The following is an 11103-nucleotide window of genomic DNA, read 5'->3' on the forward strand; positions in this document are numbered from 1 at the left end:
AAATTAACCGGGGGCCAAAATTATACACGTTATTGCAAGCGGAAGAACCGCCTGCTGGATGCAGGAACAAAAAGCAGCAGCAACACCAACATATCGGGCAGTTTTTGCATCACCAGGGTATGCAGGATTTCACGTTTAGACTCTCCCGCAATACTGAACAGTTCCGGATATCCGTAGCCCAACGAGGCTGCCCACAGATAGACACTGGCGATAATCTGGGTCAGCAGATAAATCCAGCGTGCCCAGTTCCGACCTTTTACCAACGAAAATGCGCAGTAAATTTCGATAAACAGCATCACCAGGCTAGCCAGAAACACCAGCGTTAAATTCCAGGTCTGTACGCTACGATGAATAAACTCACTGGTTCCACGCAACCCGAGCGTATTAAAAATCATCAACAGATCGAGACAGCGGATCATAATAATAGCCAGCGCCGCCACCTGCACCAAAGCAGGGACGTTTAAGCGGGCATGTGATATGGATGATTTCTTAAAAAATCCCAACGCGTCGTCTTCCATGAAAACGGCGCAGCCACCACAGCTGCGCCGAATAGACAGGTTGGCAGATTTTAGTTTTTTCAGCCACGTCTTGCACGTTGGATATCGCGAATCCGTTGTTTTTCTGTTCGCGCCATCAGATACCACGCGATAAATCCGATAATTCCTACCACGCCAAGTATCAGCGTCGCCAGTGCGTTGATCTCCGGATTAACCCCCATACGTACGCTGGAAAACACCAGCATGGGTAATGTTGTAGCACCGGGACCAGAGACAAAGCTGGCAATAACCAGGTCATCGAGCGACAGCGTAAAGGCCAGTAACCACCCGGAGATCACTGCTGGCATAATCATCGGTAGCGTGATGACGAAAAAGACCTTCAGCGGCGTGGCGCCAAGATCCATCGCCGCTTCCTCAATGGAATGATCCAGTTCGCGCAAACGTGAAGAGATAACGACCGCCACGTACGCTGTACAGAAAGTGACGTGCGCCAACCAGATGGTCAACATACCGCGATCCGCTGGCCAGCCGATGGCGTGCGCCAAAGCCACAAACAGCAGCAACAGCGACAAACCGGTAATGACATCCGGCATAACCAGCGGCGCGGTGATCATAAAGGCGAAGCCATTGGAACCGCGAAAACGACCAAAGCGCACCATCACTACGGCAGCTATGGTGCCGAGGATTGCTGCCATCGTCGCAGCACCAGCAGCAATCGTTAAGCTCATCCCGACGGCGCTTATCATCGCGCTATCGTGGAAAAGTTCACCATACCAACGCGTTGACCATCCCGCCCACACCGTCACCAGCTTGGAGCTGTTAAACGAATAGATAACCAACATCAACATCGGCGCGTACAGAAAGGTAAAACCCAGCACCAGAATAAAGATACGCCACGGTGAGCGAACGACAGGTAAGTTATTCATCCGTGTTCCCCTACGCTTTTTTGCTGATATTTGTGGAACCACATGATCGGCACAATCAGTAACAGCAGCATAATAATGGCGACAGCAGAAGCCACCGGCCAGTCGCGGTTATTGAAAAACTCCTGCCAAAGTACACGACCAATCATGATGCTGTCCGGGCCACCCAACAGTTCAGGGATCACGAACTCCCCAACTGCTGGAATAAACACCAGCATTGATCCGGCAATAATCCCGCCCTTAGTCAACGGCACGATCACGCTAAAGAAGGTTTTCAACGGCCGGGCACCTAAATCCAGCGCCGCTTCCACCAGTGAATAATCGATCCGCGTCAACGCGGTATAAATTGGCAGCACCATAAAAGGCAAATAGGCGTAAACAATTCCGATATAGACCGCCAGATTGGTGTGCAGAATCGTCAATGGTTGATCGATAACCCCCAGCCACAGCAGGAAGTTGTTCAGTACGCCGTTATTTTTCAGGATCCCCATCCAGGCGTACACTCGAATCAAAAACGAGGTCCAGGACGGTAGGATCACCAGCAGCAACAGGATATTACGCGTTGAGGGTTTGCTGTGCGCCACCGCCCATGCCAGCGGATATCCCAGCAGCAGGCAAAATAGCGTCGAAATCCCCGCCACCTGCAAAGATTGCAGGTACGCATCAAAATAGAGCGGATCGTCCGTCAGTTGTAGGAAATTACCTAAGTTGAGCGTGATGGATAGCTGATCGTCAGCCCATGAAACGAGGTCGGTATACGGCGGAATAGCACGTGCCATTTCAGCCAAACTGATTTTGAAGACGATCAAAAACGGCAGCAGAAACAGCAGCAATAGCCACACATACGGCAGCGCGATCACCAGCTTGCGCCCGTGCTTCATTTGCAGCCGCGACATAAACAGCGTGAATCGCCCCGCTTTATCCACGCGAGCCGGAGGTTCAAGTGTACTCATCTTCGCTCCTTAAACCGTCAACACCACACAGCTGTCCGCATCCCAACATAAACGGACTTCGTCACCCCAGGTGGGTAAGCCTTTACGATAACGATGTTCATTTTGTAGCTGGGCGCTCAGCATCTGGCCGCTTTTCAAACGCACGTGGTACACCGACAAATCGCCCAGATAGGCAATGTGCGCCACTTCACCTACCGCAAAGTTGTATCCTTCTGGCGGAGTGGCTTCGCAGAGCATGATTTTTTCCGGACGCAGCGCAACATACACCGGAACGTTATCGACAACAGAAGCATCGGCGTCCACTTTCAGCGGATGCATCAGGCCTGGAGACTCAATAATCAAACCATCTTCCTGACGTTCTTTCAGCAACCCCTCAAAGACGTTCACCGAACCGATAAATTCTGCGCTGTAACGCGTGGTCGGGTGCTCGTAGATCTCTTCCGGCTCGCCGATCTGCACAAATTTTCCACGGTTCATGATCGCAATGCGCCCTGCCATGGTCATGGCTTCTTCCTGATCGTGCGTCACCATCACGCAGGTCACGCCGACGCGCTCAAGGATATCCACCACTTCCAGTTGCATGCGGTCACGGAGCTTTTTATCCAGCGCTCCCATCGGTTCATCCAACAGCAGCAGTTTCGGGCGTTTCGCCAGGCTACGCGCCAACGCCACACGCTGGCGCTGACCGCCAGAAAGCTGATGCGGCTTACGTTTGGCAAACTCTTGCATATGCACCAGGCCCAACATCTCATTCACCCGACTGGCGATTTCAGCCTTTGGCAGTTTGTCCTGCTTGAGGCCAAAGGCAATGTTCTGTTCTACCGTCATGTGCGGAAACAAGGCATAAGACTGAAACATCATATTAATCGGGCGCAGATAAGGCGGAACATGCGCTAAATCGACGCCATCAAGCATAATTTGCCCGGTTGTCGGCAGCTCAAATCCCGCCAGCATCCGCAGCAGGGTCGATTTACCACAGCCGGACGCACCGAGCAGCGCAAATATTTCACCTTTATAGATAGTAAGATTGACGTCATCGACGGCATGCTGACCGTCAAATGACTTGGTCAGGTTGCGAATTTCGAGCAGCGGGGTCAGCGCCTTGCGGATTTTCGCCTGTGGGCGTGGGGTTGCATCATTCACTCTGGTGCTCTCCGGCATAAAACAAATAAACGGTGCAAATAACGCACCACGGTGGTGCGTATTGCCGGGTTTTGTGTGTCCGGGATCGGCACTGCCCGGCAGGCGTAAATCCTGCCAGGTCACGTCCCGTACATCGGGTTATTTCCCGCTTTTTACCTTCGTCCAGGCGCGAGTACGGACACGATCGATCTTCGGATCCTGAACTTTCAACGTGAACAGCTTGTCGCGGACATCCGCAGGCGGGTAAATACCAGGATTGTCGCGAACTTCCTGGCTAACCAGTGCTGTCGCTTCTTTGTTGGCATTGGCATAGAACACGTGGTCGGAAATATGCGCAATCACATCAGGACGCAACAGGTAGTTAAGGAACTGATAGGCTTCGTCTTTGTTTTTCGCATCGGCTGGCATCGCGAACACGTCAAAGAAGGCCATCGCACCTTCCTTCGGAATTGAGAAAGAAATATTGACGCCATTTTTCGCTTCTTTCGCACGGTTTGCCGCCTGCCATACGTCACCCGCCCAGCCAATCGCCACACAGGTATCACCGTTTGCCAGGTCGTTAATGTACTGTGAAGAGTGGAAGTAGCGAATATTCGGACGCAGTTTCAACAGCAGCTCTGTTGCTGGTCCGGTGTAATCATCCGCTTTAGTACTGTTTGGATCTTTGCCCAAATAATTCAGCACGGTGGCAAACACTTCCTCGGGGGCATCGAGGAAGGAGACACCGCAGCTTTTGAGTTTTTCCAGGTTTTCTGGTTTGAGGATCAAATCCCAGCTATTGACCGGCGCATCCGGCCCCAACACCTCTTTGACTTTATCGACGTTATAACCAATGCCGGTGGTTGCCCACATATACGGCATCGCGAACTTGTTGTCCGGATCGTGTTTGCCCACCAGCTTCAGCAGTTCTGGATCGAGGTTTTTCCAGCCCGGCAATTTGCTCTTATCCAGCGGCTGGAAGACGCCTGCGGTCAGTTGACGCTCAAGGAAACTGGCGGATGGAACGACAAGATCAAAGCCGGTGCTGCCAGCCATGAGCTTACCTTCCAGTACTTCATTAGAATCAAATACGTCATAGATAACTTTAATTCCGGTCTCTTTTTCGAAATTAGCCACCGTATCCGGGGCAATATAATCAGACCAGTTATAAATATGCAGCGTTTTTTGTTCAGCAGCGAGCGTGCCGGCAGAGATGGCCATCAGAGCACCCGCAACCAGGCCTGATAACCATTTTTTATTTAAGGCGGTCATAATCTCTTTCCTTCTGAAAGTTCGTTAACAAACGAACAAAAATGTCACACTCTAATGATATGCAAGAAACGTGCATATTCTTTCATGCGGCACCTATGAAAAGAGAGGCCTCTCCTCACGCCGCCATTGCGCGCTGGTATCTGCCCATGCATTCAACATACATTGCGCCCGCAGGTCAGGTCACAAGGGGCTGTTTGAATGAGGGGGTTGATACGCTTTGCAAGAATAACTTTAGCCAGGATTTGTGGATATAGCCCAGATTAAAAAACGTCTTTTATCAATTTTTTATGCAGGAATTGTCTATGACGTAAAGCGGAAGGCGTCGAACACAGGTGAATAATTCTTTAACGAAAGGTTAAATACAGAATAAAAAATGGCAATACGCAACCGCTCTGGCAGCGGCTGCGCAATATATGTCCTGATGCAGGAAGAATTAATGGAGGAAATGAACTTCAGCGCTGCTGTTTTGCCCATCTTCTTCAGCGTTAAATAACAGTTGATGCGCGCCAGCTTCGAGGATCACCATCGATATTTGTTCTTCGCTCTGGCGAATAAAATATTCAAACTGCTCAAACGTCACGCCCGGCATAACGGATAAAGACTGGCAAACCACCAGCTTTGGCAGATTATCATCCTGCATATCCAGAAAGGCTTTCACCGTTAGTGAACTGGCGTTAATCGCGGACAGATCGGCGGCCAGGGGCAGCAGAGCAGAAGGTCTGACTTCTGCCATCGCGGAAAACAGAATGACGTTATCAACCAAATCAACTTTTGCATCAAAGATGCCGTCAAAATTCTGCATGTGCGGTAAATGCAGTGCCTGACAGGTATCGCATTCAAAAAAACTCATGCCCAGGTCGTCGAGCCATTGACGCAACGTATCCAGAGTGGGAACGACCAGTGATGTCATAATAATGTGCGACCTCAATTGATGAAAAAAATACCGGCACAGCTTACGCAAAAAGCGCGTGTCATACTACGACAGCAATCGATATTGTGCTTAGCCGCCGATTTTAAGGCAAAATTCAGGAGTAGCGTGACGCTCGATCCACTGGATCATCTTGCAGGCAATGTCTATTCCGGTAGTTTTCTCCACTCCTTCCAGTCCAGGAGACGCGTTGACTTCCATGACCAGCGGCCCACGTTCAGCGCGCAGAATATCAACGCCTGCAACGTCCAGACCCATAGTCTGCGCGGCTTTGAGCGCAATTTCTCTTTCACGAGGCGTGATATTCGCAATCGTGGCGACCCCGCCACGATGGAGATTAGACCGAAAATCGCCCTCTTTCGCCCGGCGTTCAATGGCGGCCACCACCTCGTCACCCACCACAAAACAGCGAATATCTCGTCCTTTCGCTTCTTTGATATATTCCTGAACCAGGATATGGGCATTCAACCCACGAAAAGCATCCACTACGCTTTCTGCGGCCTGCCGAGTTTCCGCCAGGACCACGCCAATCCCCTGCGTGCCTTCAACGAGTTTCACCACCAGCGGCGCACCACCAACCATGTCAATCATGTCGCTGGTATCATCCGGAGAGTGAGCTATTCCGGTGATGGGCAAATCAATCCCCTGACGCGCCAGCAACTGCAGCGAACGCAGCTTATCGCGCGCCCGCGTAATCGCTACCGACTCATTCAGTGGATAGCTACCTAACATCTCAAACTGGCGCAACGCCGCCGTACCATAAAAGGTAATCGCCGAACCAATCCTTGGGATCACCGCGTCGAAATGGGGAAGCTGACGGCCCTTGTAATGAATTGAGGACGCCGCCGGGCTAATGTTCATATAACAAGAAAGGGGATCGATAATTTCTACCAGATGACCGCGCTGCATCGCCGCTTCGCGCAGGCGCTTACAAGAATAGAGCGTTCCGTCCCGGGACAAAATGGCAATTTTCACCCTGTACCTCTCTGAATGACCTGGTTGAAGCTGGCATATCATACACTGGGTTAAAATCTTTAGCGCGTGGCCCATCCCTGTTTATGCAAATATTCCAGGATAAAGGGGCGACTTTCTTTGATAATGGTACGGCGAATATGATCGCTCCAGGTATCGCGACGCGCATTGCTAGCACGAGTCAGATAGTACTGCGCAAGCTGCTCATCATATTGCGACAAAACCTCGCTGTTGAGTGGCTGATACTGGTTTTCGTGCACCACCAGCGACGCCGGCAGACGCGGCTTGATATCCGGGTTATCCGCAGGCCAGCCCAGGCACAAGCCAAACAACGGCAGAACGTGTTGCGGAAGCTTCAGCAGTTCGGTAACTGGTTCAATATTGTTACGCAAACCGCCAATAAACACACCGCCAAGTCCCAACGATTCTGCCGCTGTTAGCGCATTTTGCGCCATCATCGCAGTATCAACCACACCCAGCAGCAGTTGTTCCGCAAGCCCAAGTTGCGCGTCAGGACAAATCTGCAGATGCCGATTAAAATCAGCGCAAAACACCCAGAACTCCGCAGCCCGCGCCACATGTTTTTGTCCGCCGGATAAGGTAGCCAGTGATTCGCGCAGGGCTTTGTCCGTGATGCGAACGATGGTCGTGCACTGCAAAAAACTTGAGCTTGACGTCCCCTGAGCGGCGGCAATGATCGCCTCTCGCTGTGCATCCGAAATAGCATCATCGGTGAAATGGCGAATGGAACGGTGGCTGCGTAATAAATCAATGGTTGGCGTCATCTCTTTTATCTCTGTCTGAACGGGAAGAATCGCCGGGGGCTTGTGACATCAGCTGCGGCGCCAGCATCTTAGCAATACGCCACGTTAATCCCACCGCGGCGGGAAGCATCAGCAGCACGCCCAGAAATATCATTACCACACAGGCTAACGGGCTGTTAAGCGGTGCGGGTAAGGAGAGGTAATCGTTAAGCGATAGCAGCGCCAGCGATAACAAAACCATCCCTATTATTTCCAGCATCAATACGCTTTTGGGTAATACACCAATTGTGCGCATAAGCGGCCTCCCGGCGAAATGGCTTTCATTATAAAACGTTCCACCTTGTCGTGTTTAACAGTTATAGCTTGAGGATATCAAAGCAACAGGCTGAACCTGCTTTCCATCCGTCACAAATCGCGGCATCATAACAAGTATTGCCATCCGGCCTGATAAGTTCGAGGAGAGAGAGATGTTTGCCGTTATTTTTGGTCGTCCGGGGTGCCCGTATTGCGTGCGCGCAAAAGAATTAGCAGAAAAATTAAGCAATGAGCATGACGATTTTAACTTCCGCTACATTGATATCCATGCCGAAGGTATTACGAAGGCCGATCTGGAAAAGACGGTAGGTAAGCCAGTTGAAACCGTACCGCAGATTTTTGTTGATCAAAAACACATCGGCGGCTGCACGGATTTTGAAGCGTGGGCAAAAGAGAACATGAATCTGTTCGCCTGATAGCTGTTTCTACGCCCTCCGCTGGAGGGCGTTATTAGTTCTTTTTCCGTCGTTGATGCTGAGTGAACAAGCTGCTGATAAACAAAAAACATAATGCGCCAAGCGCGCACCAAAACACTGCACTAAACAACCACGCCAGCTCTTGCCACAATGAACGCGTCGGCATAAAAACGAACCGCATCAGTAACAGACAGCACGGCGCCGCCAACATTGCACCAAGAAGGGGTTTGAGCACCTCCCGACGATGGGAGAAAAAGCTTGCTGCAGCACCAGGCAGGATGAAAAATAATAATCCGACCTCAGGATGCCCTGCCGCTCTGAATGCCCCTTTCACGTTCAGCGTTAACGAAAGACACACTACAATAAAGAGCACAAAGCAACAGACCGCACCCGCCCAACTTTGCTTATGTTTCAATCGTTCCTCCTGACACATTCTCTATCGAACACTCTTTTCGCCTACAGGCGTCCAGTCAGATAAAGTAACCTGGCATTCCATGCCAAAAACACACTCACACGATTCTTATAGCCGTTGATACGTAATGAGATTAAACTAGCCGCATATATTGTTACGCTGCATTATTCGGGGCTGTGTATGACGCTGTCGCCCCCTTAATTTCTGGCAAAAACATTAGCGTAAATTGCCATTTCTTTCAATAGCTTACTAGTAAACAAGAAGTTAGCCTCCGTGAATATAAACGTCGCAGATTTGTTAAATGGGAATTACATCCTGTTATTATTTGTGGTCCTGGCTCTGGGCTTATGTCTGGGTAAATTGCGCCTGGGTTCAGTCCAACTCGGTAATTCCATTGGCGTTTTAGTGGTGTCCCTATTATTAGGCCAGCAGCACTTTAGTATTAACACCGATGCATTAAATCTCGGCTTTATGCTGTTTATTTTTTGTGTCGGCGTCGAAGCCGGCCCCAACTTTTTTTCGATTTTTTTTCGCGATGGGAAAAATTATCTAATGCTTGCTCTGGTGATGGTCGGCAGCGCAATGCTGATCGCCCTGGGGCTGGGTAAGCTATTTGGCTGGGACATCGGCCTGACGGCAGGTATGCTGGCCGGCTCAATGACCTCAACGCCAGTGCTGGTCGGCGCAGGTGACACCTTGCGCCACTCGGGGATGACAGGAACACAACTGTCGACCGCTCTCGACAACCTAAGTCTCGGTTATGCGCTCACCTATTTGATTGGTCTGGTCAGCCTGATTGTCGGCGCCCGCTACCTGCCAAAACTTCAGCATCAGGATCTACAAACCAGCGCCCAACAAATCGCACGCGAACGCGGTCTGGACACCGACGCCACGCGTAAGGTTTATCTGCCGGTCATTCGCGCCTATCGCGTAGGCCCGGAGCTGGTGGCATGGGCCGATGGTAAAAATCTGCGCGAACTGGGTATTTATCGTCAGACCGGTTGTTACATTGAACGTATCCGTCGCAACGGCATCCTGGCGAATCCGGATGGTGATGCAGTGCTGCAAATGGGCGATGAGATAGCCCTGGTGGGTTATCCGGACGCACATGCCCGCCTCGATCCCAGCTTCCGTAACGGTAAAGAGGTGTTCGATCGCGATCTGCTCGATATGCGCATCGTCACTGAAGAAATTGTAGTGAAAAACCATAATGCCGTTGGTCGTCGCCTGGCACAGTTGAAATTGACCGATCACGGTTGTTTCCTCAACCGCGTGATCCGTAGCCAGATTGAAATGCCGATTGATGACAACGTCGTGCTCAATAAAGGTGACGTATTGCAGGTCAGCGGAGATGCTCGCCGCGTGAAAACCATTGCCGATCGTATCGGCTTCATTTCGATTCACAGTCAGGTGACCGATCTGCTGGCCTTCTGCGCTTTCTTTATCATCGGTCTGATGATCGGGATGATCACCTTCCAGTTCAGTAATTTCAGCTTCGGCATCGGGAATGCGGCTGGACTGCTGTTCGCGGGGATCATGCTGGGCTTCCTGCGTGCCAACCACCCAACGTTTGGCTACATCCCACAGGGTGCGCTGAACATGGTGAAAGAGTTTGGCCTGATGGTCTTTATGGCAGGTGTCGGTTTAAGCGCGGGCAGCGGCATTGGCAATGGCCTTGGTGTCGTCGGTGGCCAAATGTTGATTGCCGGTCTGGTTGTCAGCCTGGTGCCGGTTGTCATCTGTTTCTTGTTCGGTGCTTACGTATTACGTATGAACCGCGCTCTGTTGTTTGGCGCCATGATGGGGGCACGAACCTGCGCTCCGGCAATGGAAATCATCAGCGATACGGCACGCAGCAATATCCCCGCATTAGGTTATGCCGGGACCTACGCAATCGCCAACGTGCTGCTGACATTAGCGGGGACGCTGATCGTCATTGTCTGGCCCGGCCTTGGTTAGCGCTGAAATTTACCCTTAAACGAAAAATTTTTGCAGTTAAGCAGAACTTTTCTTCAAGGCGTCAGTCATAACTATTGCCACTGCTTTTCTTTGATGTCCCCAATTTGTGGAGCCCATCAACCCCGCCGTTTTGGTTCAAGGTTGATGGGTTTTTTGTTGCCTGAAATTCATCCCTATTCTAATCAAACACTTAGAGAACCACTTATTCATATGTGGCGACAAAGTGGCGACAGCGCTTTTGTTATGGCGACACTAGACGTAAAAAACCCGCCAGCAGCGGGTCAGAATCAGTAAGCAAATTGTTCCTGCATACCTTTTGGATGAGGCGGTGCTGCGCTGATTTTTTGAGGACGGCATACTGAGCGCACAAAAGTCTCATGCGTCACGAAAGTATGCCCACATTCGATGTTAGTGCACTGGTTGTAGCGCTCTTTGGTTTCATTGGAAACCTGGAAGCTGCTTCGGGTATGTGCCGCCTGCCCGCACATAGGACAATTCATCATAATAATCAGCCCTCACTATTAACCAGTTCGCAATAATGATACATCATTGTTCGCAATTTGGAACTAA

13 protein-coding genes are annotated in these 11103 nt (G+C 50.8%); 2 read left to right on the plus strand and 11 right to left on the minus strand.

Features of this window, described 5'->3' with window-relative positions; genetic code table 11:
- Window positions 1-29: 29 nt before the first annotated feature.
- From OGX99_RS23330 to OGX99_RS23370, 9 genes are all read right to left on the minus strand, one after another.
- A complete protein-coding gene (locus OGX99_RS23330) occupies window positions 30-518 on the minus strand; it encodes a YbjO family protein (protein ID WP_187252730.1) in 489 nt (162 codons plus the stop codon).
- 59 nt (window positions 519-577) lie between these two features.
- A complete protein-coding gene (gene potI, locus OGX99_RS23335; protein ID WP_003831669.1) occupies window positions 578-1423 on the minus strand; it encodes a putrescine ABC transporter permease PotI in 846 nt (281 codons plus the stop codon).
- Window positions 1420-2373 carry a putrescine ABC transporter permease PotH gene (gene potH, locus OGX99_RS23340; protein ID WP_151219651.1) on the minus strand — a complete coding sequence of 318 codons (954 nt, stop codon included), beginning with the start codon at window positions 2371-2373 and terminating at the stop codon, window positions 1420-1422. The genes potI and potH overlap by 4 nt, the downstream gene beginning before the upstream one ends.
- Window positions 2374-2382: 9 nt before the next feature.
- Window positions 2383-3516, minus strand: coding sequence for a putrescine ABC transporter ATP-binding subunit PotG (gene potG / locus OGX99_RS23345; RefSeq protein WP_151219694.1), 1134 nt, complete (start codon window positions 3514-3516; stop codon window positions 2383-2385).
- Between the two features lie 138 nt (window positions 3517-3654).
- Window positions 3655-4767: a spermidine/putrescine ABC transporter substrate-binding protein PotF gene (potF, locus tag OGX99_RS23350; RefSeq protein ID WP_210904878.1), complete on the minus strand. Its 1113-nt coding sequence runs from the start codon at window positions 4765-4767 to the stop codon at window positions 3655-3657.
- A gap of 433 nt (window positions 4768-5200) precedes the next feature.
- A complete protein-coding gene (locus tag OGX99_RS23355; RefSeq protein ID WP_151219649.1) occupies window positions 5201-5677 on the minus strand; it encodes a type III secretion system chaperone family protein in 477 nt (158 codons plus the stop codon).
- A gap of 90 nt (window positions 5678-5767) precedes the next feature.
- Window positions 5768-6670: a 30S ribosomal protein S6--L-glutamate ligase gene (rimK, locus tag OGX99_RS23360; protein ID WP_151219648.1), complete on the minus strand. Its 903-nt coding sequence runs from the start codon at window positions 6668-6670 to the stop codon at window positions 5768-5770.
- 59 nt (window positions 6671-6729) lie between these two features.
- Complete coding sequence (nfsA, locus tag OGX99_RS23365) at window positions 6730-7452, minus strand: nitroreductase NfsA (RefSeq protein ID WP_151219647.1); 723 nt, start codon at window positions 7450-7452, stop codon at window positions 6730-6732.
- Window positions 7436-7726, minus strand: a complete 291-nt coding sequence (locus OGX99_RS23370) for a YbjC family protein (RefSeq protein WP_151219646.1) — start codon at window positions 7724-7726, stop codon at window positions 7436-7438. Before OGX99_RS23370 ends, nfsA begins: the two co-directional genes overlap by 17 nt.
- 172 nt (window positions 7727-7898) lie before the next feature.
- Here OGX99_RS23370 and OGX99_RS23375 point away from each other — a divergent pair, with 172 nt between their 5' ends.
- Window positions 7899-8162, plus strand: a complete 264-nt coding sequence (locus tag OGX99_RS23375) for a GrxA family glutaredoxin (RefSeq protein WP_016152408.1) — start codon at window positions 7899-7901, stop codon at window positions 8160-8162.
- 34 nt (window positions 8163-8196) lie between these two features.
- Here OGX99_RS23375 and OGX99_RS23380 read toward each other — a convergent pair whose 3' ends face one another.
- Window positions 8197-8577: an inner membrane protein YbjM gene (locus OGX99_RS23380; protein WP_151219645.1), complete on the minus strand. Its 381-nt coding sequence runs from the start codon at window positions 8575-8577 to the stop codon at window positions 8197-8199.
- 270 nt (window positions 8578-8847) lie between these two features.
- Between OGX99_RS23380 and OGX99_RS23385 the strand changes: the two genes are divergently transcribed.
- Window positions 8848-10533, plus strand: coding sequence for an aspartate:alanine antiporter (locus OGX99_RS23385; protein WP_187252731.1), 1686 nt, complete (start codon window positions 8848-8850; stop codon window positions 10531-10533).
- Window positions 10534-10820: 287 nt separating this feature from the next.
- Here the strand turns inward: OGX99_RS23385 and OGX99_RS23390 are convergent, their stop codons facing one another.
- Window positions 10821-11036, minus strand: a complete 216-nt coding sequence (locus tag OGX99_RS23390; RefSeq protein ID WP_058842448.1) for an ogr/Delta-like zinc finger family protein — start codon at window positions 11034-11036, stop codon at window positions 10821-10823.
- Window positions 11037-11103 lie beyond the last annotated feature (67 nt).

It is taken from the genome of Citrobacter sp. Cu096, from assembly GCF_030332285.1.
Lineage (GTDB): Bacteria > Pseudomonadota > Gammaproteobacteria > Enterobacterales > Enterobacteriaceae > Citrobacter > Citrobacter meridianamericanus.

What these genes read in the sequence shown, in the direction of transcription:
- potF (WP_210904878.1), bottom strand. Translation starts at nt 4,767, where the DNA reads ATGACCGCCTTAAATAAAAAATGGTTATCAGGCCTGGTTGCGGGTGCT.
- OGX99_RS23355 (WP_151219649.1), bottom strand. Translation starts at nt 5,677, where the DNA reads ATGACATCACTGGTCGTTCCCACTCTGGATACGTTGCGTCAATGGCTC.
- potI (WP_003831669.1), bottom strand. Translation starts at nt 1,423, where the DNA reads ATGAATAACTTACCTGTCGTTCGCTCACCGTGGCGTATCTTTATTCTG.
- OGX99_RS23330 (WP_187252730.1), bottom strand. Translation starts at nt 518, where the DNA reads ATGGAAGACGACGCGTTGGGATTTTTTAAGAAATCATCCATATCACAT.
- potH (WP_151219651.1), bottom strand. Translation starts at nt 2,373, where the DNA reads ATGAGTACACTTGAACCTCCGGCTCGCGTGGATAAAGCGGGGCGATTC.
- OGX99_RS23370 (WP_151219646.1), bottom strand. Translation starts at nt 7,726, where the DNA reads ATGCGCACAATTGGTGTATTACCCAAAAGCGTATTGATGCTGGAAATA.
- OGX99_RS23390 (WP_058842448.1), bottom strand. Translation starts at nt 11,036, where the DNA reads ATGATGAATTGTCCTATGTGCGGGCAGGCGGCACATACCCGAAGCAGC.
- OGX99_RS23375 (WP_016152408.1), top strand. Translation starts at nt 7,899, where the DNA reads ATGTTTGCCGTTATTTTTGGTCGTCCGGGGTGCCCGTATTGCGTGCGC.
- nfsA (WP_151219647.1), bottom strand. Translation starts at nt 7,452, where the DNA reads ATGACGCCAACCATTGATTTATTACGCAGCCACCGTTCCATTCGCCAT.